At 65.2% G+C, this 24,165-nt stretch carries 21 protein-coding genes; 13 read left to right on the top strand and 8 right to left on the bottom strand.

Annotation, left to right across the window (positions count from 1 at the left end):
• Nucleotides 1–293 precede the first annotated feature (293 nt).
• The 10 genes from ACZ1JY_RS17170 (at nt 294) to ACZ1JY_RS17125 (ending at nt 10,832) form a co-directional block, all read left to right on the top strand.
• Nucleotides 294–1,493 (top strand): cytochrome P450, encoded by a 1,200-nt coding sequence (locus tag ACZ1JY_RS17170; protein ID WP_465131463.1) that lies wholly within the window; start codon nt 294–296, stop codon nt 1,491–1,493.
• Between the two features lie 172 nt (nt 1,494–1,665).
• A complete protein-coding gene (locus tag ACZ1JY_RS17165; RefSeq protein ID WP_465131462.1) occupies nt 1,666–3,087 on the top strand; it encodes an aromatic ring-hydroxylating oxygenase subunit alpha in 1,422 nt (473 codons plus the stop codon).
• A complete protein-coding gene (locus ACZ1JY_RS17160; protein WP_118075240.1) occupies nt 3,087–3,605 on the top strand; it encodes a nuclear transport factor 2 family protein in 519 nt (172 codons plus the stop codon). The genes ACZ1JY_RS17165 and ACZ1JY_RS17160 overlap by 1 nt, the downstream gene beginning before the upstream one ends.
• Before the next feature lie 22 nt (nt 3,606–3,627).
• Entirely contained in the window at nt 3,628–4,962 is a 1,335-nt protein-coding gene (locus ACZ1JY_RS17155) for an aromatic ring-hydroxylating oxygenase subunit alpha (protein WP_465131461.1), read from the top strand.
• A 167-nt stretch (nt 4,963–5,129) separates the two neighbouring features.
• Nucleotides 5,130–5,681: a VOC family protein gene (locus tag ACZ1JY_RS17150; protein WP_168904238.1), complete on the top strand. Its 552-nt coding sequence runs from the start codon at nt 5,130–5,132 to the stop codon at nt 5,679–5,681.
• A 79-nt stretch (nt 5,682–5,760) separates the two neighbouring features.
• A complete protein-coding gene (locus tag ACZ1JY_RS17145) occupies nt 5,761–6,195 on the top strand; it encodes a nuclear transport factor 2 family protein (protein ID WP_118075926.1) in 435 nt (144 codons plus the stop codon).
• 214 nt (nt 6,196–6,409) lie between these two features.
• The gene (locus ACZ1JY_RS17140) at nt 6,410–7,756 is read left to right on the top strand and encodes an aromatic ring-hydroxylating oxygenase subunit alpha (protein ID WP_465131460.1); all 1,347 of its coding nucleotides are present in this window, start codon (nt 6,410–6,412) and stop codon (nt 7,754–7,756) included.
• A 168-nt stretch (nt 7,757–7,924) separates the two neighbouring features.
• On the top strand, nt 7,925–9,667 hold the full coding sequence (locus ACZ1JY_RS17135; RefSeq protein WP_118075236.1) for an FAD-dependent oxidoreductase: 1,743 nt from the start codon (nt 7,925–7,927) through the stop codon (nt 9,665–9,667).
• Complete coding sequence (locus ACZ1JY_RS17130) at nt 9,664–10,059, top strand: c-type cytochrome (RefSeq protein ID WP_465131459.1); 396 nt, start codon at nt 9,664–9,666, stop codon at nt 10,057–10,059. The genes ACZ1JY_RS17135 and ACZ1JY_RS17130 overlap by 4 nt, the downstream gene beginning before the upstream one ends.
• Complete coding sequence (locus tag ACZ1JY_RS17125) at nt 10,056–10,832, top strand: SDR family NAD(P)-dependent oxidoreductase (RefSeq protein ID WP_465131458.1); 777 nt, start codon at nt 10,056–10,058, stop codon at nt 10,830–10,832. Before ACZ1JY_RS17130 ends, ACZ1JY_RS17125 begins: the two co-directional genes overlap by 4 nt.
• A 9-nt stretch (nt 10,833–10,841) precedes the next feature.
• Here ACZ1JY_RS17125 and ACZ1JY_RS17120 read toward each other — a convergent pair whose 3' ends face one another.
• Both ACZ1JY_RS17120 and ACZ1JY_RS17115 read right to left on the bottom strand, forming a co-directional pair.
• Nucleotides 10,842–11,843, bottom strand: coding sequence for a LacI family DNA-binding transcriptional regulator (locus ACZ1JY_RS17120; RefSeq protein ID WP_465131457.1), 1,002 nt, complete (start codon nt 11,841–11,843; stop codon nt 10,842–10,844).
• Nucleotides 11,844–11,924: 81 nt separating this feature from the next.
• The gene (locus ACZ1JY_RS17115; protein WP_465131456.1) at nt 11,925–13,103 is read right to left on the bottom strand and encodes a cytochrome P450; all 1,179 of its coding nucleotides are present in this window, start codon (nt 13,101–13,103) and stop codon (nt 11,925–11,927) included.
• Between the two features lie 93 nt (nt 13,104–13,196).
• On the opposite strand from ACZ1JY_RS17115, the gene ACZ1JY_RS17110 reads away from it, so the two are divergent.
• Nucleotides 13,197–14,378 carry an MFS transporter gene (locus ACZ1JY_RS17110; protein ID WP_465131455.1) on the top strand — a complete coding sequence of 394 codons (1,182 nt, stop codon included), beginning with the start codon at nt 13,197–13,199 and terminating at the stop codon, nt 14,376–14,378.
• On the opposite strand, the gene ybaK is transcribed toward ACZ1JY_RS17110, so the two are convergent.
• Nucleotides 14,375–14,851: a Cys-tRNA(Pro) deacylase gene (gene ybaK, locus ACZ1JY_RS17105; RefSeq protein WP_118075232.1), complete on the bottom strand. Its 477-nt coding sequence runs from the start codon at nt 14,849–14,851 to the stop codon at nt 14,375–14,377. The two genes, ACZ1JY_RS17110 and ybaK, sit on opposite strands and share 4 nt — an antisense overlap.
• Nucleotides 14,852–14,906: 55 nt before the next feature.
• On the opposite strand from ybaK, the gene ACZ1JY_RS17100 reads away from it, so the two are divergent.
• Nucleotides 14,907–15,413 (top strand): GreA/GreB family elongation factor, encoded by a 507-nt coding sequence (locus ACZ1JY_RS17100; protein WP_465131454.1) that lies wholly within the window; start codon nt 14,907–14,909, stop codon nt 15,411–15,413.
• Here the strand turns inward: ACZ1JY_RS17100 and ACZ1JY_RS17095 are convergent.
• From ACZ1JY_RS17095 to ACZ1JY_RS17075, 5 genes are read right to left on the bottom strand one after another with little or no spacing between them, the layout of a single operon-like run.
• Entirely contained in the window at nt 15,398–16,780 is a 1,383-nt protein-coding gene (locus tag ACZ1JY_RS17095) for an MmgE/PrpD family protein (protein WP_465131453.1), read from the bottom strand. The two genes, ACZ1JY_RS17100 and ACZ1JY_RS17095, sit on opposite strands and share 16 nt — an antisense overlap.
• Nucleotides 16,777–18,294 carry a tannase/feruloyl esterase family alpha/beta hydrolase gene (locus ACZ1JY_RS17090; RefSeq protein WP_465131452.1) on the bottom strand — a complete coding sequence of 506 codons (1,518 nt, stop codon included), beginning with the start codon at nt 18,292–18,294 and terminating at the stop codon, nt 16,777–16,779. Before ACZ1JY_RS17090 ends, ACZ1JY_RS17095 begins: the two co-directional genes overlap by 4 nt.
• Nucleotides 18,294–20,903: a TonB-dependent receptor gene (locus ACZ1JY_RS17085; RefSeq protein ID WP_465131451.1), complete on the bottom strand. Its 2,610-nt coding sequence runs from the start codon at nt 20,901–20,903 to the stop codon at nt 18,294–18,296. The genes ACZ1JY_RS17090 and ACZ1JY_RS17085 overlap by 1 nt, the downstream gene beginning before the upstream one ends.
• 59 nt (nt 20,904–20,962) lie before the next feature.
• Nucleotides 20,963–21,991 (bottom strand): hypothetical protein, encoded by a 1,029-nt coding sequence (locus tag ACZ1JY_RS17080; RefSeq protein ID WP_465131450.1) that lies wholly within the window; start codon nt 21,989–21,991, stop codon nt 20,963–20,965.
• Complete coding sequence (locus ACZ1JY_RS17075; RefSeq protein WP_465131449.1) at nt 21,988–23,109, bottom strand: CapA family protein; 1,122 nt, start codon at nt 23,107–23,109, stop codon at nt 21,988–21,990. Before ACZ1JY_RS17075 ends, ACZ1JY_RS17080 begins: the two co-directional genes overlap by 4 nt.
• A gap of 113 nt (nt 23,110–23,222) precedes the next feature.
• On the opposite strand from ACZ1JY_RS17075, the gene ACZ1JY_RS17070 reads away from it, so the two are divergent.
• A complete protein-coding gene (locus tag ACZ1JY_RS17070) occupies nt 23,223–24,149 on the top strand; it encodes a poly(ethylene terephthalate) hydrolase family protein (RefSeq protein WP_465131448.1) in 927 nt (308 codons plus the stop codon).
• Nucleotides 24,150–24,165: the final 16 nt, after the last annotated feature.

The following is a 24,165-nucleotide window of genomic DNA, read 5'->3' as shown; positions in this document are numbered from 1 at the left end:
AAGCGCAATATCGGGAATATTGTGCGACGAGCCGACGCCGAAATGGCGGTTTTTGGTCCAGCCCCGCAGGGGTTGCCCTGTAAAAGGCCTTGGCCGCGTTGCTCGGCCTTGAAAGAGGCCCACTCTTCCTGCGTCCTCGCGCCTCGCCAAGGCCTTTTACAGGGGAACCGTGGCGTTGTGGAATTTGTCCACGCCGCCTGGGCTCAATACACCTGCACCTATCCAAAACACCAAGCGCGCCAAGGTCTGTGGTCCCGCATGATCTGCGCAAAAGATCAGGAGAGGATCAGGTCATGCAGCGCCCTTCGCACGTCCCCGCAGATCGCGTCGTCGATATCGACATCTATCTGCCGCCCGGGCTCGAAGCCCAAGGCTTCCACCGGGCGTGGAGCAAACTTAGCGCCATCCATCCATCCGTCGTCTGGACGCCGCGCAACGAAGGGCACTGGATCGCGCTGGGCGGCGAAGCCCTGCAGGAGGTCCAGTCCGATCCGGAGCGCTTCTCCTCGCGCGTGATCGTCCTGCCCAAGTCGGTCGGCGAGATGCACGGCCTCATTCCCACCACGATCGATCCGCCCGAACATCGCCCCTATCGCCAGTTGCTCAACGCGCACCTCAATCCCGGCGCGATCCGCGGCCTGACCGAAAGCATCCGCCAGACCGCCGTCGGCCTGATCGACAGCTTCGCCCACAAGGGCCACTGCAACTTCACCACCGATTATGCCGAGCAGTTCCCGATCCGGGTGTTCATGACACTGGTCGGCATCGACGCCGCCGAAGCGCCGAAAATCCGCCACTGGGCCGAGAGCATGACCCGCCCCGGCATGGACATGACCTTCGATCAGGCCAAGGCCGTGTTCTTCGATTATGTCGGCCCGCTGGTCGATGCGCGCCGTGGCGGCAAGGGCGAGGACATGATCAGCGCAATGATCAACGCAGACCTCGGAGAAGGCCGCCGGCTGACGCGCGACGAGGCGCTGTCCATCGTCACCCAAGTTCTGATTGCCGGGCTCGATACCGTCGTCAACGTGCTCGGGTTCATCATGCGCGAACTGGCCGAAAACCCGGCCCTGCGCGCCGATCTCAGGCAGCGCGGCAGCGATATCGCGCCGGTCGTCCACGAACTCTTCCGCCGCTTCGGTCTCGTCTCGATCGCCCGCGAAGTGCGCCATGACATCCCCGATTTCCACGGCGTTCCCCTCAAGGCTGGCGACATGATCGCGATCCCGACGCAAGTCCACGGACTTGACCCGCGCGTGAACCCCGATCCTCTGGCCATCGACCCCGCCCGCAAACGCGCCCGCCACTCCACGTTTGGCTCCGGCCCGCACATGTGTCCGGGTCAGGAACTCGCCCGCAAGGAAGTGGCGATCACGCTGGAAGAGTGGCTGAAGCGCATCCCCGAATTCGCTCTTGGCCCGGACAGCGACCTCTCCCCCGTCCCCGGCATCGTCGGCGCCCTGCGCCGAGTCGATCTGGTCTGGACTCCCTGAACCGCAAGACCATCGAGCTTTGATCGTCATCCCGGGCCCCGACCCGGGGTCCCGCTTCACCTTCGTGCCCCCACCAAAACCTAGCGGAACCGCTAGGTTGAGCCGACTCGCGCCTCGGTTCATAAAACAGGCAAGCCTGCCGGTTTTAATCCGGGCGGCACCGGAGAGCCTGATGCTGGACGCCATCAACCCCCACGGCCTGCCCGAGCCGACCAGCGCGGAAGACCTCGCGACGATCCGTTGCCCGGATGGCCCGAGCATGCAGCAGATCGTGGCGAACGACGTCCTGCCGCCGCCCGCCGTGCTGACGATGGAAGAGCCAGCCTACCTCGGCAGCGCTCCAGTCAGCGTGAACCGCTATTTCGACCAGTCGATCTTCGAGGCCGAGATCGAGCACATCTGGAAGCGCACCTGGCAGTGGGTCTGCCGCGAGGATCACATTCCCGAGCCGGGCGACTACTACACCTATGAGGTCGCCCACCTCTCCTGGGTCATCGTGCGGCAAGACGACATGTCGGTCCGCGCCTTCGTCAATTCCTGCCTCCACCGCTCGACCAAGTTCAAGCGCGGCGAGGGCGTGGGTTCGGGCGACAACCTGCGCTGCCCCTACCACGGCTGGACCTGGAACAACGACGGCACGCTCGCCTCGGTCCCCTGCGCCTGGGACTTCAAGCACGTCGACCCGGCAAGGACCAACCTGCCCGAAGCCCGCGTCGGCCAGTGGGGCGGCTTCGTTTTCATCAATCCTTCGCAGGACGGCCCCAGCCTGGAGGAATTCCTCGCGCCCCTGCCCGACCACTTCAAGGACTGGGACATCGCCAACCGCTACGTCGCGGTGCATGTGGCGAAGGAATTGCCCTGCAACTGGAAGACCGCGCAGGAAGCTTTCCTCGAATCCTACCACGTGCTCGAAACCCACCCCCAGCTGCTCAAGGGCGTGGGCGATGCCAACGTGCAGTACGATTGCCATTCCGACCATGTGACGCGGTTCTATGCCGCCAGCGGCGTCAACTCACCCCACCTCGCCACCCCCCTCAGCGAGGAAGAGCTCCTCGCCACGATGATCCTTGGCGACAAGGATTCCCGTGGCGAGGGCCTTACCGTCGGCCCCGGCGAGACCGCCCGCACCGTCATGGCCCGCCATCTGCGCAAGGTCATGGGCGAGGCCTACAAGTGCGATCTGTCGAACGTCTCGGACAGCGAGATGATCGACACCATCGAATACCATGTCTTCCCGAACATGGTGCTGTTTCCCGGCCTGTCGCTGCCGATGGTCTATCGCTTCCGCCCGATCGGGCTCGATCCCAATCGCACCCTGTTCGAAATCCTGTTCCTGCGCCCCAATCCCGAAAACGGGCCGGCGCCCGAACCGGCCGAGCCCTTCCGCGTCGCCGAGGACCAGAGCTACGCCACTGCTCCCGGCTTCGATCCCGCAATGGGCCACGTCTACGATCAGGATACCGACAACCTTCGCGCCCAGCAGGCCGGCTTCCGCGCCAGCGCCACTGGCGTGCAGCAGCTCGGCAACTATCAGGAATCGCGCATCCGCCACTTCCAGATGGTCGTCGACAAGTACCTGGCAGGAGAAGCCTGATGGCCTTCGACATGGCGGCCGAAGTCCGCGATCTCTGCGCTCGCCGCGACATCCACGATGCGCTGTGCCGCTACATGCGCGGGCAGGACCGGCTCGACCCTGAACTCCACCGCAGCGCCTTCCACGATGACGCATGGGTCGATTGCGGCCTGATGCAGGGCAGCGCCGATGAGTTCGTCAGCTTTGCCCAAGGCTTCCTTGCCGATCTTGGCGGCAGCCAGCACATCATCGGCCAGGCCCAGATCGACGTGCGCGGGGATGAGGCCAGCGGCGAAGTCTACTTCTACGCCTGGCACCGCACCACCGAAGACGGCGAACCCAAGGACCTTGTCGTCGCCGGGCGCTATGTCGACGAGTATACCTGCAAGAATGGCGAGTGGCGTATCAGCCGCCGCCGGGAAATAGTGGACTGGGCGCGTACCGACCCGGCAGCCGACGGATTCCTTTCAGGCAATCCGCTGGTCCGGCCGGGACGACGCGGAACGGACTTCAGCCAGACCCGAGACTGGCCGGTCTGAGACAGTATCAGAGGACGCCGAAATGACCGCTCAGGACAAGATTTCCCGCTACTCCCCGGAGTTCGACGTAGCCGTTCGCGGCGACACGATCACCGCCGACCGCTACATCACGCGCGAGTGGATGGAGCTGGAGAACAAGCACCTCTGGCCCAAGGTCTGGCACCTTGGCGGCGTGCTGGCCGATCTTGAGGAAGAGGGCGATTTCATCCGCCACAACTTCGGCAAGGAATCGGTCGTCATGGTCCGCCAAGCCGACGGCTCGGTGAAGGCGTTTTACAACACCTGCCCCCACCGCGGTAACCGCCTCGTCCTCGGCGATGTCGGCTCGGCCCCGCGCCTGACCTGCGGCTATCACGGCTGGCAGTTCGATCCCGATGGCACGCTGGTCCACGTGCAGGACCCGGACGATTTCGCCGGCGGCAACCCCTGCGGCAAGGTCACGCTTTCCGAACTGCGCTGCGACACGTGGGGCCCGTTCGTGTTCTGGTGCATGGACGATGACGTCGCCCCCCTGCACGAATGGCTCTGGCCCTACACCGAGCGCCTTGCCGGCTACAAGCTCGACAACTGGGTGCGCGTGCTCAACGTTTCGGCGGACTGCGACTTCAACTGGAAGATCATCCGCGACAACTTCAACGAGAGCTACCACCTCCCGACGATTCACCCCGAACTCGCCACCTTCATCAACGATGGCCTGCCGACCACCGTTTTCGAGATGTACGAGAACGGCCACAACGCGATGTGGATGATCGGCCACCAGGCCACGAGCCGCAAGGATTACGTCAGCGGCGACGTGCCGCCGGGGCTCTACGAGGCCGCCGAGGCATGGGGCATCGATCCCAAGGAATACCGCGGCCGTACCGCCGACATCCGCGAGGCCGTGATCAAGGCCAAGCGCGAGCGCGGGGCGGATGCGGGCTACGACTACTCCTCGATGACCGACCAGCAGCTGGTGGACTATTTCCACTGCACGCTGTTCCCCAACCTGACGATCACCATGTCGCCCGAACAGTGCCAGATCCTGCGCACCGAACCGCACCCGACCGACCCCGAAAAGTGCGTGTTCCAGCACTGGTGCCTTTATCCGCCCAATGCGAAGATGGCCGAAGTCGTCACGCCCGTCGGTCCCGCACCGCTCAGGCACGATGCGATCCAGCGCCACTCGAAGTACGGCGACGGCGTTTCGCTCGGCTTCGTCGCGGACCAGGATCTGTCGATCGGAACGACGCAGCAGCAGGGCCTCAATTCGCGCGGCTTCAAGGGCTGCCTGCTGCCCGGCCAGGAAAAGCGCGTGCAGCGGTTCCATGAAAAGCTGAACGACATGGTGCTGGGGCATCCTACGGCAGCGCGGGAATAAGGGCAGCAAGCCCACCCCCAACCCCTCCCGCTTGCGGGAGGGGAGAAGAAAAAACTGACGCGACTTGCCCTCCCGCAAACGGGAGGGCCGCGAGACTTGCTGAACGCAGTGAAGCTGGTCGCAGCGGGGTGGGCACGTGCGCCCGCGTGACAGGAGAGGGACAAGCAATGACCAACACCACCATCACCCCCGGCCAGGTCGGCCCACACGTCATGCAGGCCGCCTTCATCGTCGAGGACGTCGAGGCCGCCGCCAGGGCGTGGATCGCCGCCACCGGCATCGGCCCGTTCTACATGGTCCCGCACATCGAGCTGGCCGAGGCGACATATCGTGGCGCACCATCGGACGGCATCGACTTCTCCGTCGCCCTCGCCCAATCCGGCGGCGTGCAGATCGAGCTGATCCAGCAGCACTGCGACCGCCCGAGCGCCTACCGCGATACCATCGCCAAGGGGCAGACCGGCTTCCACCACTTCTGCATCTACACCGCCGACTACGACGCCTGCCGCCAGCGCTACGTCGACCAGGGCTTCGCCGTGGCCATCGACGGCAAGTTCGGCGCGATGCGCTTCTGCTACGTCGACACTTCGCCTGCGCTCGGCTGCATGATCGAGATCGTCGAGGAGGACGAAAACCAGACCTCTGCCTTCACGAAAATCGCCGAGGGCGCAGCTGGCTGGGACGGCGTGACCGACCCGATCCGGCCCCTGTTCGATTGAATGTTCATGTAATGTTCTTTCGATGTTTCCCCGGGGAAACATTCCAACAAAATCCATAAGTCTCTGAGAGGAAATGATAATGCAGTGCCCTATCGAGGATCGCCTGGCAATTCAGGACCTGATGATCGCCTATGCCCACGCGGTGGATACGATCGGCAACATCGATGGAATCCTCGATGTCTTCACCGAGGATGCGGTGTTTGACCTTTCGGGCATTGGCCTCACTCCGCAGCTCGGCCACGATGGCATCCGCGCCTTCTTCACGAACGTCTTCGCCAACATGGCGCATCACGCCCACTACCTGACCAACTTCGCGGTCACTGCCTACGCAGGCGATACCGCCTCGATGCGCGCCTATGTTATCGGCATGGGACAGGGCAAGGACGGCAGCAGCGTCACCGTCAACGGCCGCTACTACTTCGACGTGCGCCGCACCGAGGCGGGCTGGAAGGCCACGCGCTACACCATGGATTTCCTGATGCCGCTGTCGGGCACGCTGGACAACGCGAAGTAAGTTTAAACCGCTGCCCACCCCCGACCCCTCCCGCCTGCGGGAGGGGGGAGTAAGTGCCCTTCCGCAGGCGGGAGGGCCGGGAGACTTGGGTCTGCGCAGCAGGCCCTAGTCGGACGGGGTGGGCAACGGCGCTACGCTAAAAAGAACAAGAGACGACATTGCCAACCCCCCATCCGGCGCTCGGGGAGAACGCCGGTTACAGGAGCGCTCCATCATGGCCACCTATATCCAGGTCCCCGAAGTCGATGCCCCCTACCCCACCCACGAAAGCGCGCAGTTCCCCGAACCACGTGGCGATGCGATCACCGGTGACCGTTACTGGTCGAAGGACTTCGCCGCGCTCGAATGGGAGCGCATGTGGAAGCGCGTGTGGCATGTCGGCGGTCGGGAGAGCCAGCTTGAAGAGGCAGGCGATTTCATCACCCACAACTTCATGCGCCAGTCGGTCATCATGGTGCGCCAGAAGGACGGCGGCATCCGCGCCTTCCACAACGTCTGCCGCCACCGCGGCAACCGCCTCGTCACCGTGGAAGAGGGCGGCGTCGGCGAACACTTCACCTGCCCCTACCACGGCTGGAAGTGGAACATCGACGGCGCGCTGGACTGGGTGCAGGACGAGGAGGATTTCCCGCAAGGTTCCCCTTGCGCCAAGCTGCGCATGAAGGAGGTCCCCTGCGAGACCTGGGGCGGCTTCATCTTCTACAGCTTCGATCCCAATGCCGTGCCGCTGATGGAATACCTCGATCCTATCCCGACGCTGCTCGGCAACCGCGACCTTGCCAGCTGGAAGCGCGTGGTGTGGCGCACGCTGCGGGTCAACACCAACTGGAAGTTCGCCTCCGACAACTTCAACGAGGCCTACCACATCCCGGCGGTGCACCCGCAGTTCGAAGGCATGATCGACGATCACTACTCGACCACCGTGTTCGAGATGTACCCGACCGGCCACAACCGCATGATCGAGAAGCTGCAGCCTTCGAGCCGTTATCAGGACGCGCAACAGATGAAGCCGCTGTGGGCGCAGGTCCTGAAGGAATGGGACCTCGATCCCGCCGCGTTCGAGGGCCGCGCGCAAGAGGGCCGCCTTGCGCTGCAGCAGGCGCGGCGCAAGCTCGGGCCGGCGCGGGGCTATACCCATTTCGAGAAGCTCGCCGATGACGAGCTGACCGACCAGTTCCACCACACCTGCTTCCCCAACCTGACGCTGACCGGCACGCCCGAAGGGCTCCACGTCTTCCGCACCGAACCCGACATGGAAGACCCCAACTGGTCGACCTTCGACTACTGGTATCTCGCCCCGGAAGTGGCAGGCGGCGCCGATGTGCCGACGCTTTACGGCAACCGCCCGTGGAAGGAAGCCGAACACCAGAGCGGCGATTTCTCCGCCTACAGCGCCGAAATCCCGCAGGGCGACTTCCTCATCCAGGATCTCGACGTGGCGGTGACCCAGCAGCAGGGCCTGCACTCGCTCGGCCACGACGATGCCTACCTGGCGAGGCAGGAAAACCGGGTGCGCCGGTTCCATGAGGTGATCAACGACTACATCGCCGGGCGGCGGTGAGAATGCCCCCCCAGCCCCTCCCGCTTGCGGGAGGGGCGACAAAGGTGACTTTTGCCCTCCCGCAGGCGGGAGGGCCGGGAGACTTTGGTCTGCGCAGCAGGCCCTAGTCGGACGGGGTGGGCATCCAGCGCTCGCTCCAATGGACTGAAGAGACGGGAGAAACGTGACATGACCCAGCCCACCAAGGGTATCGACCGCCGCCAGATGCTGGCAGGCGCAGGCCTGACCGCAGCGGTCGCCGCAACCGGCGGCATTGCCACGGCGGCACAGGCGGCAGACGCGCCCGTTGCGGGCTGGGACCATGAATGCGACGTCCTGTGCGTCGGCAGCGGCGCGGCGGCGGGCACGGCTGCCGTCACCGCGCTGGCGGCGGGCGCGAAGGTCATGATGGTCGAAAAGATGCCTATCCTTGGCGGCACCACCGCCAAGTCGGGTGGCGTGACGTGGATCTTCAACCACTTCATCTTCCGCGAACAGGGCATCGAGGACCCCAAGGCCGACGCGCTGCGCTACACCGTGCGCTACGGCTATCCGCGCCAATACAATCCCAGCAGCCCGACGCTGGGGCTTGATGAGAATCGCTATCGCGTGGTCGAGGCGTTCTACGATCATGGCTCGGCCGCAGTTGATCACCTGCGGGAACTGGGCGCGGTGCAGTTCAAGCAGTTCCGCTTGTTCCAGGTGGACAAGCCCGCCCCCGACTATGCCGACCACCTGCCCGAGAACAAGGTGCCGACCGGCCGCGCGCTGGAGCCGGCGGTGGGTTCCGGCTCGACCCAGGGCGGCGGCAGCCTCGCCTCGCAGATGCATGCCTGGCTCAAGGCCAAGGGCGTGCCGATCCTGACCCGCACCCGCGTCACCCGTGTGGTCAAGGACGCATCGGGCCGGGTCATTGGCGCGGAAGCCACGCAGGGCGACAAGATGATCCGCATCCGGGCAAACAAGGGCGTGGTCTTCGGCACCGGCGGTTACAGCCACAACGTGCAGCTGTGCGACGTGCACCAGCCCGCCGTCTACGGTTCATGCTCGCTGCCGGGATCGACCGGCGATTTCATCCCGATCGCGCAGGAAGCGGGCGCGATGATGGGCAACTTGGGGCTCGGCTGGCGCAGCCAGGTCGTGCTGGGCGAGGCGCTGAAGACGCGCGGCATCGGCCTTGGCGCCTTCGTACTGCCGGGGGATTCGATGATCCTCGTCAACAAGTACGGCAAGCGCGTGGTCAACGAGAAGCGCGACTACAACGACCGCACGCAGGCGCACTTCTGGTACGACCCGGCGCACGAGGAATATCCCAACCACCTGATGTTCATGCTGTTCGACCAGCGCAGCATCGATGCGTTCGGCGGCGCCTTCCCTTTCCCGGTCAACAAGGCCGAGCAGCCGCATCTGGTCGAAGGCCAGACCTGGGACGAGGTCTTTGCGGGTATCGACGCCCAGCTCAAAGGGTGGCAGGATCGCACCGGAGGCGTGCGTCTTGCGCCGGAATTTGCTGCAAATGCAAAGCAGTCGATCACGAACTTCAATGCTTATGCCAAGAAGGGCGTCGATCCCGAATTCGGGCGCGGCAAGTACCTCTATGACCGCGAATGGCACCTGCTGTTCTCGGCGCGGCGGCAAGGCACGACGCAACCTGAAAACCCGTTCCCAAACAACACGATGCATCCCTTTTCTGCGAAGGGACCTTATTATGCCATCGTGCTCGCACCCGGCACGCTGGACACGGCAGGCGGGCCGCAGATCAATGCCAACTCGCAGGTTCTGGCGGCGAACGGACAGCCGATCCCCGGCCTCTATGCTGCCGGCAACTGCATCGCCGCGCCGACCGGCCAGGCATATCTCGGCGCAGGCGGCACGATCGGGCCTGCGGTGACTTTCGGCTTCATCGCCGGTCGCCACGCGGTGAGCGCATGAAGCGGCTTGCCCTGGGCGCTGGCCTGCTCGCTCTCGCTATCTCGGCACGCGCTGAAGAACCTGCAGCAACTGTCTCGTATCAAACGGATATTGCTCCGATCCTCGAGCAAAACTGTGCGACGTGCCACCTGACCGGGGAAGAGGCGGGAGCCATGTCGCTGGTCGGCGATGCAGCGATCGGCTTTCTGGTCAACAAGCCTTCGGAAGGTGCGCCTACGATCATGCGGGTGGAACCGGGCGCGCCGGACAAGTCCTATCTGGTGATGAAGCTGGAAGGCACGCATATTGACCATGGCGGTTCAGGGGCTCGGATGCCGTTCGGCGGCTTCCCGCTCGACGACAGCGACATGGCAAAGATTCGCGCGTGGATCGCGCAGGGAGCAAGATCGTGAACGCAAACCTCGTATCGCTTGAAGGCAAGGTCGCCGTGGTTACCGGCGCGGGTGTGGGCATGGGCGCGGCAACCGCGCGCCTGCTGGCCGCGCGCGGCGCCAAGGTCATCGTATCGGACATCAACGCTGACACCGCCGCCGCCACTGTCGCGGCAATCCGCGCCGAGGGCGGCACGGCTCACGCCGTCCGCACGGACGTTGCCGACGAAGCGCAGGTCGAAGCGCTGATTGCCGAAACGGTGGCCACGTTCGGCAGGTTCGATTGCGCGGTGAACAACGCCGCGATCACGCCCGATGTCCTGCCGATCCATGAGGCTGACATGGCCGTGTTCGACAAGGTCCTCAATGTCGATCTGCGCTCGGTCATGTTGTGCATGAAATATGAGATCCGTCAGTTGCTTGCGCAGGGTTCCTCAGGATCGATCGTCAATATCGGTTCGGTCAGCTCGTTCCGTCCGCAGCCGAACAATGCCGCCTATGTCGCAGCCAAGCACGGCGTGATCGGCCTGACCAAGACCGGCAGCCTGGAGTATGCCGGCAAGGGCATCCGCGTGAACGCCGTCCTGCCGGGCGCGATCGACACGCCGATGCTGCGCGGTGCGCTGGAGACGACCGGCTTCACCGAAGAAGACTTCGCCCCGGCGCTCAGCCTGTTCGGGCGCTTCGGCAAGCCGGAGGAAGTGGCCGAGGCAAGTGCCTGGCTGTGCTCCGACGCGGCAAGCTATGTCACCGGGCACAGCCTTGCCGTGGAAGGCGGATACCTTACGCGCTAGAGTCCTGCCCTAGGCGCTTTCGCGGGCGACGAGGCGGAAGCCGACATCGACCCAGCGCTCGGCCGGAGGCTGGTTCGGGCGGTGCTTGCGGATGGCGGCGATGGCCTCGCGCGCGATCCGGGCGCCGTCCACCTCGACCGAGGTGATCGTGGGGCGCATCTCGCCGGCGATCGAACTGTTGCCGAAGCCGACCACGGCAATGTCTTCGGGCACGCGCAGCCCGGCGGCAAGCGCTTCGACGATCACCCCTTGCGCGAGATAGTCCGACCCGCAGACCACCACGTCGGGCATGTCTGGCAAGCGACGGATCTCGGCAAAGATGCGGCGCGCGTGTCCGAAGCTGGACGGCACCTGGACGGCAGATTCACTGGGCGGTTCGTGCCCGGTAGCCTGCCATTCCTCCACAAAACCGGCGCGCCGCATATTGGCGCGCGCGCCTTCGGCGGTGACGACGTGGGGGCGACGATAGCCGCGCGACATGAGGAAGCGCGCGATGTCACGCCCGGCGGCGTGGTGCGAGAAGCCAACCGCCATGCCGATCGGGTCCTCGGGCAAGTCCCAGACCTGGATGAACAGGGCCGGGCTGCGCCGCACCATGGCATCGACCTGGGGCGTGACCGGCCCGGTGAAGATGATCGCATCGACCCGGCGGCTGAGCGCCGCGCGGATCAGGTCCTCGGTCCGCTTCTCTGAAACGCCGGTCAGGCCCAGCATGACAGTGGTGCCAGCGGCCGACAGCTCCTCGACCATGGCCTGGATCGTATCGTTGAAGATGGACTCCGTCAGGTAGGGGATCAGCACGGCGACCATCTTCGATCGGCTGGATGCCAGGCCGCCTGCCAGCAGATTGGGGATGTAACCGGTTGCAGCGATCGCAGCGCTGATGCGCTCCGCCGTCCCCTTGGCCACGACCTCGGGATTGTTGACGAAGCGACTGACGGTGGCGGTCGACACCCCGGCCATCAGCGCCACATCATCAAGGGTCGGCGTCTTGTCGATCGGTCCACTCATCCCTTCGATGCTAGCGCTTTCCAGACCTATGATGCAATCGCCCTCTTCTGGCGCTCTCTTCTGGCGCCCTCTTTGGCCGGATCAGGCGAACTGCAGCGGCACCGAGAGCGCGCCAATCTCTGGCCAGCGGCTGACCGTGACCGGCCCGGAAAGCTCGAACTCGCTGGTTGCAGCCAGGACTTCCTCGAGCGCGACGCGCAGCTGCATGCGGCCGAGGTGAATGCCCGGGCAGTTGTGCGGGCCGCGCCCGAAGGCAAGGTGCTGCGCGATGTTGGGCCGATCCAGAATGAACTCGTCAGGGTTGGGGAACACGGCCTCATCCCGATTGGCCGAGGCATAGATCAGTGCGATCGCCTCGCCCGGTTCGATGGTGCGGCCGCCGAGGTCCACCGGGCAGACAGCGGTTCGTGCAAAGCCGCGATAGGGCGTGTAAAGGCGGAGAAACTCTTCGATGGCCGCAGGCACAAGCGCAGGGTCTGCGCGAAGCTGGTGCTGCAGCGCCTTGTCACGCGAGAGGTGGACGCAAATATTGCCGATCATGACCATCGGCGCGACCATGCCGACGACCAGCACCTGCCGCACCGTGCCGACGAGCAGGTCATCAGGCAGCGGCTGCCCCTCGTGCCGCGCCTCCAGCAAGGCGCTGGTAGGATCGAAGGCCGGGTCCTGCGGGTGTTCGTGGCGCAACGCGATCAGGGCACGTGCCATGTCGTAGAGGCGGAGCGAGGTCTCCTTCATGACCTCGGGCTTGTTGGAATGCACCGCAAGGATGAAGGCGCGGCCATTGTCGTGGAGCGTATCGAGCCAGTCCTCGGGAATGCGCATCCATTCGCCGAAGACGTGGACCGGAAGATGGCTGGACACCTCGACGCAGATGTCCCCTCCGCCCCGGGCCACCATCGGCGCCAGCAAGGCACGGGTCAGTTCGCGCGCACGCGGGGCAAAGGTCTCGGCCCGATCGAGCGAGAGCAGCGGATTGAGCGCCTTGCGATAAGGGGTATGTTCCGGCGGATCGAGATGCAACGGCGGCCGGCGACCGGTATAGGCGACCTTGGGAATGACGTTCTGGACCGAAGTGATGAACGTGGCCGAATCCGATGCCACGCGCTTTACGTCTTCATACCGCGTCACCGCCCAGAAGCTGCCGAGACCCTCGGTCCAGGCAACGGGGCACTGCTGGCGCAGGCGCGCATATTCGGCATGGGGGCTGTCAAAGTCTTCCGGAAGTTCCGGATCGAAGTCCTGCAGTCGATCGCTCATGATCGGTTGCATAAGCACGCATTACGGCGCATGCAAGCGCTATCATGGAGTTTTCGGGACGTATGAACCAAGAGGCGCATCGGCGGTGAAAAGGTGAAGGTGCAAAGAGGCTATCGCGCCACGATCATGATCTTGGCAGCCATCGCCGCAACAGGATCAGTGGCCATCCACATGCTGGTGCCCGCACTTCCGCTGATCGCGGCAGACCTGGCCATCGGCGAGGCCAAGGCGCAGCAGGTGGTGAGTGTCTATCTTGCAGGCCTTGGCTCCGGGCAATTGGTGGCAGGGCCACTCATTGACCGTGTGGGGCGCAGGCCGGTGATGATCGCGGGACTGGTGCTGTTCATGGCAGGCGCATTGGCGGGCGCGCTGGCGACATCGACCGGACTGCTGCTCGCGGCGCGGGCGGTTCAGGCGGTGGGCGGTGCCTGCGGCGTGGTGACGGCGCGGGTCATGGTGGGGGATCTGTTCGGCAAGGAGCGGGCCAAGGGCGCACAGGCCACACTGATGACCATCGTGCTGATTTCGCCCGCAATTGCGCCGGTTATCGGCGGGAGCGTGGCCGACCTCGCCGGATGGCGCGCGATCTTCGCGCTGCTCGCCCTGGCGGGAGCGGCAACGCTGCTGGCAGCATCGCTGCGGCTGCCCGAAACGGCAACTATAACAGCGTCGAACCAGCGCACCGGCCTGTTCGCATCCTACGCACGACTGGCGCGCAATCACCAATTTCTGCTGACGGCGGCAACGCTGGGCGCGGCCAGCAGCGGACTTTACATGTTCCTTGGCGCCGCCCCGTTCCTGTTGGTGCACCGCTTTGGGCTTTCGTCAGGCGAGGCGGGGCTGGCACTGTTGTGGGTGGCGGCGGCGAGCATCGCGGGCACGCGTCTAGTGGTTCCGATCGAACGGCATTTCAGCGCATTGATCGTCGGCACGGCAAGCTCTGCCCTGGGCGCGAGCACGGCACTGGTCTTGGCGCTCGGCGGGGTGGAAGGCGTGATGCCGCTGATTGCGCCGATCTTGTTACTGGGCCTTGGTGCTGGCCTTGCGGGTCCGGTGGCATTCAACGCCATCGGCTTTGCCGAGCCGGGCCTTGCCGCCACTGCCACGAGCCTTGCCGGGGCGCTGCAGATGTTGGCGAGCGGCTCGGCGATGAGCGTGCTGGGGCTGTTTGCGCCGATTGACCCGCTGCGCTTGGCCGTGGCGCTGGTGATCACGACATCGACGGCACTGTTCTGCGCACTGGCGCGTTCACGGCTGGCGTCGGCGAGTGGCTAGGCAGCGCTGATATCGGCCACGGCCGCGTCCAGCACGCGCGCCGCGTCGTCTCCGGCCAGAAACACTTGCAAGCCGCGCTGCCCGCCGTTGATGAAGATCGCGTCCCACAACAGCGCGGTCTCGTCGATCACGACGGGCACGCGCTTCATCTGGCCGAAGGGGCTGATCCCGCCGACCTTGTAGCCGGTGAGGCGTTCGGCATCGCCGGGGCGCATCATCGTGGCGGACTTTGCCCCCAATGCTGCCGCGACGCGCTTCATCGAGACTTCGCCATCGCTTGGCGCGATGGCGCAGGCAGGCTTGCCATCGATCAGTATCATCAGCGACTTGAACACCTGCGCCGGTTCCACGCCCAGCGCGGACGCGGCGGCCTGTCCGATGCTCTCGGCATCGGGATCATAATCATAGCTGCGCAGTTCGAACCGGATACCGGCCTGTTCGAGCGCTTTCGTTGCCCGGGTTGCCTGTGCCATAGCGGTCCTTTGGCAGGGCCGCTGATCAGAAGCCAGCCTGTTTGGAGTTTTGTGCATGAGTGTCGCGTTTCGCCGGGAAAGTGATGACGAACATCTCGAACCGGTGTTCGAACTGCCGATCCCGCCCGGGCCGAACCTCGTGACGGAACGCGGCCTCGCGCTGATCCGGGCGCAGGTAGAGGCTTGCGAGGACAAGGTGCAGGCTCTGGTGGCCGAGGGCGCGGACGAGGCAGCGCTCAAGAAGGCGCGGCGTGAACAGCGCTACTGGAGCACGCGCGCCGCGACTGCCGAACTGATGCCAGCACCCGATGGCGAGGCTGTGGCGTTCGGTTGCTCGGTCCAGTTTCGACTCAACGGCAAGGCGCGGTGGATCACCATTGTCGGCGATGACGAGGCTGATCCCGCAGCCGGGCTGATCGCATGGTCGGCGCCGCTCGCGCGATCACTGATGGAGGCCGAGGAAGGCGAACTGGTCGACTTCGGTGGCAAGGCCGAAGCGATCGAAGTGCTGGCGGTGCGACCGGCGCGTCTCGACGCACAGGGCGCTTACGCTGGCGGCTGAAACAGGGCGCCGACGTCAGCCACGGTATCAAGGCCGAGGATTGCATCGGCAAGGCGGCTGGCAGCCTCGGGCAGGACCGGAACTGCCGCCCGCCCGACGCAATCGACGAACTTGGCCCGCTGCGCCGCTGGGGAGAGTGGCCGCGCAGGGCAGCCCAGCGCATTCTCCAGCCATGCCTCAAAGGTATCGCCATTGGTCAGCGTGATCCTGATCGCACCGCCGACGCCGGGCTGCCATGTGGGCCGGAGGTCGACGTGGGCCGCTACGCGGGCGGCCATGGCCAGAACCTCGGGATCGGCAAGGCTGACGGCATCGAAATCGTCAAGCCGCACTGCCCCGCGGACCAGGGCCAGCGCGGTGGTGAACGGGATCGAGAACTTGGCGTCGATTGCGGTTGCGGGGGCTTGCTTGCGCGCCAGTGGATCGACCAGCATCGACTGGATGCCATCGACGCTGACTTCGACGCGGGCGATGTCAGACGGCGTGATGCCGTGGCGGGCGGAAAGGTCGAGCGCCATTTCGATGAATGCGTGCGTGCCACGGCAGCTGGGCCAAGGCTTGAAAGTCAGTTCACCGCCCCAGTAGTGTGTACCGAGGCGCTCGGTCAGATCAGATGGGTCGAACTGCCCGCCAGCGTAAAGGGCGAAGAAGGCGGACTTGCCCTCCAGCGGCTGTTCGAAACCGTCCACCCCTTCGCGCGCCAGCAGCGCTGCGGTCAGCGCGGCTTGGGCAGGAAAGGCTTCGCGCACCGCGCGCAAGGTGGTGCGGCGGCTGCGCTTGATCTCGCCCGGCATCGTCACCTGGCACAGGGTTAGCGACAACGCGTCCATGGTCTGCTGAGGGGACAGGCCGAGGAGTTTGGCCGCGCCTGCCACCGCGCCGAAGGCGGCAACGATCGGCGGGGGGTACCAACCGCCTTGCTCCATCGGCTGGCGCAGCGACAGCGCGATCCGGCAGGCAATATCGCCGCCCACCGCCAGCGCGGTGAGGAAGCGTCGACCATCGACCGGGCCTTGTGATTGGGCCAGCGCCAGCAGCACCGGAACCAGCGAGGCGTTGGGGTGGGCAGGCGCGCGGTCAAAGGCGTCCTCGTAGTCCACGGCATGGGCAAGCGCGCCGTTGGCGAGCGCGGCACCGAGCGGCTGGACAGCGTGGCGCGTGCCGATGATCGTGCACGGCCCTGCCCCGTTGGCGCGGGCCAGCGCGATGAATGGCGCGGCCTCGGGCGCAAGGCCGCTTGCCGCGTGGATCACGCCGATGGCATCCAAGGCGGCGCGGCGCGCACCGTCACGGGCACGGTCGGGCAGGCTTTCCCAGCGAGCCGTGGCGATGTGGCGGCAGAGCAGGTCGCTGAGTGTGTCAGTCATTGTTTCAGCCGGGCAGAGGGCCATGCCAGCAGGGCAGGGTCGTGGCGGCAGGTCCACGCGCCCTGCTCCAACCGGGCCGATGACGGGAAAGCGCAGATCGGGCGGGTAAAGCTGGATTCGCCGGCGATCTTGCGGGCCTCGATGCGCGCTGGCGCAACGCCTTGTTCGACCCAGCGGATCAGCGCCCAGAGCATGTCGTTTGCCGGGTCCTCGCTGACCGGCGCGTGGCCGGACGCGCCGAAGGTATCGACTCCTGGCCCGCCGCGACAGTGGTACATGCCGGGCACCATGAACAGCCGGACCGCCTCGCGCAGCTTCGTCAGACCGCCGTTGTCGCGGGCCAGCGCGCCGTAATACTCGAGCGTCGGCCCGGCGTTGGTCGATGGGTCCTGCCAGCCCTGATAGATGATCGCGCGGCGATTGGCGGCAAGGAACGGGGCGATGGCGGTGCTGTCTGCCCGAAGCTGCGGCATGACGCGATTGATCGTGGCAAGGTCGCCCGTGCGGCTGAAAGTCAGCGCGTCCCAGTCCGGATCATCGTGCGCGGCATCGGCCCACATCGCCCGCAGCAGCGGCGATGGCGGGCCGGGCCGGGTGCGGACAGCGGGGAACAGGCCGCGGTCCATCGCCCTGCCGCGTTCATCGCGCAGCGGGGCAATGACAGCATTGAGCATGGAGAGCTTGGGCGGTGTCAAGCAGCCTTCGCCCAGCCCCGGCTTGCATAGGAGTTTGGCAGTACGGAACCGGCACTGCAGCGGATTCGTGATGATGCCATCGACCTTGCCGTCCAGCGGATCGCAGGCGCGGGTGACGGAGCTTTCATAGAGCGACCAGTCGGCGTCGCTTAGCGCAGCCGCCGGCTTGCGCTGGGCTTCCAATGCGAACCACATCATCCGCACCGATTGCAGCGGCATGTTCGGCCCCGGCGCGCCGGCGATCACCCCGTCGTAATCGAGCGGGTGGACCTGCATTTCCTTGAGCGCCTGCCGACCACCGCCCGAGCACCCGGTGAAGTAGCTGCGTGCGACCGGCCTTGCATAGAACCGGGCAGCCAGCGACTTCGCGGCCTGTGTCGTCAGGTGGACCGCGCGATGTTCGTAATCGGTGCGGGCCTTGGGCAGGCGCATCCAGTGCGCGTCGGTTACCTTGTGGCCGCTGTCGGTAGTGACGGTGGCGAAACCCTGGGCCACGCGCAGGCTCATGTCGAGGTAATTGAACACCCCGGCGTCACCGCCAACGCCCGCGCCGAGCAACCGACCGTTCCATGCCATCGGCAGCCACAGTTCGAAGCCGATGGTGCCCTCGAGCCGGCCCTCGACCCGGCAGAACGGCACATCGACCGGAACGGACTTGTAGAAGGTGGTCCTGTCGTCGGGCCTGAAGGCAACACCTGCGGGGATCGCGTTGGCCTTTGCGACCACCACGTCCCCGCTGGCGCCCTCAAGCGCGCTGCAATCGCCAGGGCTGGCGCTGGCGACCGTGGCCGCCGCCAGAAGCGATAGCAGCGCCGCCATCAGAACTTCACGCCTGCCGTCATCGAGAACATGCGCGGTATGGGGTTGGCCGACTGCGGATCGTATCCGCGCGTGGTATCAACGAAGGGCGGATCCTCGTTGAGCAGGTTGCGCACATCAAAACCGATGCGCAGGCGCTCGTTCACTTCGACGTTCAGGCCCAGATCGAAAGTATCGTAATTGGAAACCTTCTGCACCGGCGTGACCGTGGTGTTGGTGTAGGACGCCAGATGGTTCCACGTCAGGCGGCCCGAGAAGATGCCCAGCTTCGCGCCGATATCCGCCTGCGAACGGAACTTCTGCGGGAAGTTGATCAGGCCGACGACGTTTGCAACCGCAGCGCCCGGCAGCGGCTGGAACAGGTACTTGGTATAGTACGTGCCGGAAACACCGGCATCGAACTTCACCGCACCCATTTCCCAGTTGGCATAGGCGGCAAAGTCGATCCCACGCACGCGCGAACGGCCAAGGTTCTGGCGGCGGCCATCGACGATGAACTGCACCGCATTGGCATTGATCGGCTGGTTGATCGGCAGGCCCGAAGCGATCAGCGCGTTCACTTCCGTCTGCGTCGGGTTCAGCTTCACGAACGAGGCGTAGAGCGGGTTGGTGAGGATACCCGGCGTGCCGCGCAGAGCCTGGATCTGGTCCTTGTAGTCGATGTCGAAGTACGTCAGCGACAGGCGCAGTGCGCTGATCGGGCGGAACTCTGCGCCGAATGACCATGTCGTTGCCGTTTCAGGCTTCAGCCCCGGATTGCCGCCAGCGATGCCGATGCCGGTGAGGTTGCCCGAGGCGCCCGGCAGCGTATCGTAGTAAAGGCCCGCCCCGCCCGCGATGGTCGACACTTCGGTGAAGGTCGGCGCGCGGAACGAAGTACCGTAGCTGCCACGCAGGGTCAGCGATTCCACCGGCTTCCACGTCAGGCCGATCTTGGGGTTGGTGGTGCTGCCGAAGTCGCTGTACTTCTCGTAACGTCCTGCGATCGACAGCGAGAGCTGTTCGATCCCCGGCATGGCATTGCCACCGCCGACGATCGGCACGAACAGTTCGCCAAACACCGCCTTGACATTGCGGGTGCCGGAATCGGCCACGCTGCGCGGGGTGGCGGCCTGCCCGGTCTTGAGATCGGTGTAGGTGTACTCCTCGCGGTATTCCCCACCCAACGCAACGCGCACTGCGCCGCCGGGAAGATCGAACAACGAGCCATCAAGCTGGACGTTGGCGACGTCGAGCTTCGTGCGGCCGGTGATGATGAACAGGTTGTCGCGGATCTTCGCCAGCGTCGCCGGATTGTTCGGCCCGCCGAACACATTGAGCGCCGTGGCAGGATTGGTATCGGCAAGCGCGGCGTTGAGCGCGGCAGTATTCACGCCCAGGCGGCGGTCGGCGACATCCTCGGATTCACCGTGGGCGTAATAGGCCGTCGCCTTGAAATCACCGACCAGCTTGGCTTCGATACCGCCGACCACGTTCCAGGATTCACCGTGGTAAGGGTTGAAGTCGGGCCCCAGCGTCGGGACCATCGACCACAGCACCGTCTGCTGCGTGGTGCCCGGCACGGGGGTGACGAAGAACGGGTTGGTGTTGCGCACGGTGGCGCTGATGTTGCTGATGCCGGCGATGGTGCCATTGCGATAGGAATAGAACCCATCGGCAAAGACGCGCACGCTTTCACCCACATCCTGCGAGAAGGCGGCGGTCACGTTGTAGCGCTTCTGCTCGGGGATAACAGTGTCGAGCGCGTTGTAGAAGCAGCGATTGGCGGTACCGGCAACGAGCGAGCCGACATTGGCCGCGGTTACCCCGCCCTGCGGAATGGCGTAAGTCCTGCCGCCAAGGCTGATCGTGCCCGGATCACAGTTCTGGACGCGAAGGTCGCGTCCGCCGCGATTGCGATTGTCATCCTGATAGAAATCGAGATCGGAGCCGCGCAGGTGGGTGTTGTGGGTGTATTCGGCGGCAATAATCGCCGAGCCGCCATCCCACTTCTTGCCGAAAATTCCGGCGAACTGCTTTTCGGTGTAGCCACCTTCGGCCATCCCGGCGCGAGCGCGCACTTCCACGCCATCGAAGTTCCGGCGCAGGATGAAGTTCACGACACCGGCAATCGCGTCAGAGCCATAGACGGCAGAGGCACCATCGGCGACGACTTCGACCCGTTCGAGCGCAATGGCAGGCAGGACCGAAGGATCGGTATACTGCCCTTGCGTGCCTTGCGGCGGGAAGCGGCGGCCATCGTAGAGCAGCAGCGTGGCGTTGGTGGAAATGCCGCGCAAGTTGATGCCGGCACCGCGCGTGGCGTTGGCAGCACCATTCTGGGCCGAGCCGCCGTTGCGGTTGGCGCCGAGCGAAACGACCTGCGGCACGCGGCGGAGCAAGTCATTGGTCGAGGTCACCGGCTCCTGCGCGATGTCATCCGCGCCGATGGCGATGACGTTCGAGCCGACCGGGGCGATGCCGCGAATGCGGCTGCCGGTGACGACGATCGACTGGTCATCGGGCGCGCCCGTCGCAGAATCCTGCGCTTCTTGCGCGTGGACTGTTGAAATGCAAGCGATTGCAGAGCTTGCTGCGAGCAGCACCTTGAAAGCGTTCCGGTTCCCCATCTTCAGTCTCCCATCTGTATCTTCACCGCCGGCGCAGTCCGCCGGGCAAATCATTGAAATCAGGCAGTTTCGCTTCGCGCCTGCCGACGCGCGGAAAGGCGCGGGGCGAGCGAGAGCAGGACAATGGCGCCGACCAGCACGCCAGCGCCGATCAGTTCGGCATCGCGCGGCATCTTCAGGCCCCAGAACCATGCGAGCAGGACCGAGCCGCCGATCCCGGCAACGAGGCTGGCAGCGCGCTCCAGCGGCACACAGTAGGCATTCTCGCGCGGGTCGAGCAGGATGATGATGGCCAGCACCGAAATGATGGTCAGCGTCGCGCCGATCCAGAACAGGTCGAGCAGCACCGGATCGCTCCACACGCCGATGAAGCCCCAGGCAAGCTCGCCCGATTGCCCACCGATGCCGCTTGCCGAGATGACACCGAGGATCACCACCGACATCGGCAGCGCGATCATCTTTTCCTCAACGAAATAGCGCCTTACCGAGGCTGGATCGCCGCTCTTGGAAATCTTGGTCATCACGAACAGGCGCAGGAAATAGCCCAGCGTGTAGAGCACCACGGTAAGGATCGCGATCGGCGGCAGCTTGAGGCCGCCCCGGTCGGACAAGGTGATGACCAGCGCGAACAGGACCATCGCCAGCGCTGTCCAGCTCCACCAGCGCACCCGGCGGCCGAACATCACGTCGACCAACGGCGCGATGATCAGGATGTCGCCGCGCATCACCAGCTGGATGAACGGGATGCTGACGTTGGGGATGGTGAAGCTGAGCGGCACGGTAAACAGCACCAGCGAGGTGCCGAGGCCGGACAGGAAGGTGTAGAACGTCGGGAACGGCAGGTGGATCGGGCCCAGCGCGATCTTGTTGGCATCGCGATGCCAGCCCGAGAGCCAGATGAAGCCCCAGGTCAGCACCATGTTGATGACTAGCGACGCAGGCAGGGTTTCGAGGCCGGTGAGTGGACGGCCAAGTCCGGCGTGCGGCTGCGAGGTGACCAGCTTGGTCACGATGACGTTGGGCAGGTACGCCAGCAGATAAAGCAGGACGTAGCCTTCGAGCGGAAAGGCAGAGGCGCGCGGCTTCATGCTGCCTGCTCCAGCACGACCATGCCTTCGGCCTGACGATAGCGGGCGTTGAGGCCTGCTTCTTCCGTAACGGCAGCGAGGTATTCGATCACGGCGGCATGGTCCTCGCTACCCGGTTCGGCCAGGCGCGGCACGGCATCGCGGCCAATGACAAGCGGCAGAAGGCCTGCGCGAAGCATCTTGCCGGTGGCAATCTCGAGCCGGGCAATCATCGACAGACGTGCGGCCTTGGGGAAATTGTAGAGGCTTTCGAAATCCGGCTCCCACTCTTCGGCAAGAACGCGGATCTCGTTGAAACTCTTGGAGTTGGCATGGGCCTCGTCCATCGCAAGGTCGGTGGCGAAGTTGCACAGTGAGTAGAAGACGGGCTTGCCGTCGATCAGCTCGCAGCCCTTGAGGATATGCGCATGGCCGCCGAAGATCGCATCGGCCCCGGCGGCAATCGCGGCGCGGGCGACATCGCGCTGGTAATCGGCAATGACCGCGCGGACGAAGTGGATGCCCCAGTGGTGCGAGACGAGAACCACGTCGGCCTCGGCCTTCGCGGCGCGGATGTCGGCCTCCATCGCGGCCAGATCTTCGCGGTGGGGATAGGTGTGGACCCGAGCGGGGGTGCCGGGCTGGTCGTGCTCGATCTGCTCGTAGACGGTGAAGGCGCGCATCGGGACGCAGCCGGGGCGGCGCTCGTCAGCCCAATAGGAATGGGGCAGGATGCTGGAATAGGCGAGGAAGGCGACGCGCGTGCCATCGCCCAGCGTGCGGATCACCGGGCGGCGGGCCTCGACGATGTTGGCCCCGGCCCCGACCACGCTGATGCCCGCGCTTTCAAGGTGCCCGCGCGTTTCGAAGAAGGCTTCCTGGCCCCAGTCCATCACGTGGTTTCCGGCCATCGAGATCACATCGAAACCGGCGCGGCCCAGCGCAGCAGCGCCTTCCGGGCGGGCGAGGACGGCATGGCGTGCCTGTGGCAGGCGGACACCCTTTTCGGCAAAGCTGGTTTCGAGCTGGCCGAACACGAGATCGGCGCTGCGCAGGATATCGGCCGTCCCGGCAAAGCAGGCGTCGTAATCATCGCGGTCCATCGCGAGATCGCCAGTGGCCAGTACGGTATGAATCACGCCTCTCCCTTCATTGTTATGCCACATTGCTTAAATGCGACGAACGATTTACGCAAGCGCTTGCATAGGACAATTTGTTGGACAAATGTCCGTCGCCTACGAAGGAGGATTGCTTGAAAAACCAGATCGCGGCCGCTCTTGCCCTGACCATGATCGCGGCCCCTCTCGCGGCGCAGGAGCAGCCCAGCGCCTACGACACGATGCCCATCGGGCCGGGCACGGGACCCTACCCCGCGATCATGACGCAAGACGCCACGTTGCCGGCGCACGTCATCTATCGCCCGGCAAAGCTTGATGACGCCAAGGCGCTCGGCGTTCTCGTCTGGGGCAATGGCGGGTGCAGTGCCGATGGCGCCAGCGCTCGGCAGCACCTGATCGAGGTTGCCAGCCACGGCTATGTCGTGATCGCACCCGGCGAGGTGATGAGCGGCCCGGGCGCGACGAAGAAGCGGGAACCGCGGGCGCCGGACAAGTCCGGCCAGTTGCCACCGGTCGCCACGACCAGCGCCGATGTGAAGGCCGGCCTCGACTGGGCGCTGGCCGAGAACGCCAAGGCCGGAAGCGCGCTTTACGGCAAGATCGATACACGGGCGCTGGCGGTGGCCGGGCATAGTTGCGGCGGGCTGCAGGCGCTCGAAGTCGCGCCCGACCCGCGCATCCGCGCCGTGCTGGTCCACAACAGCGGCGTATTTACCGACGGCACCAACCCGATCCGCGGCATCACCGTGGACAAGGCGATGCTCGACAAGCTGCACACGCCGGTGCTCTACGTCCTTGGCGGGCCCGACGACATCGCCTTTCCCAACGGCACCGACGATTTCAAGCGTATCTCCAAGGTGCCGGCCGCCCTGGTGCAATTGCCTGTCGGCCACGGCGGCACCTTCCGAACCGCAAACGGCGGCGCGGTGGCGGCGCTCTCGGTCGATTGGCTGGAATGGCAGTTGCGAGGCGACAAGTCGGCGGCGCGCAGTTTTACTGGCAGCAATTGCCGCCTGTGCGTGGTGCCCGGCTGGACGATCGAAAAGAAGGGGATCGACTGACACGGGCGCACATGGC

Source organism: Novosphingobium sp. BL-A-41-Hi4B-X5A, assembly GCF_055521705.1.
The sequence above is the reverse complement of the archived record's forward strand: the minus strand, read 5'-3'. Positions and strand labels throughout refer to the sequence as shown.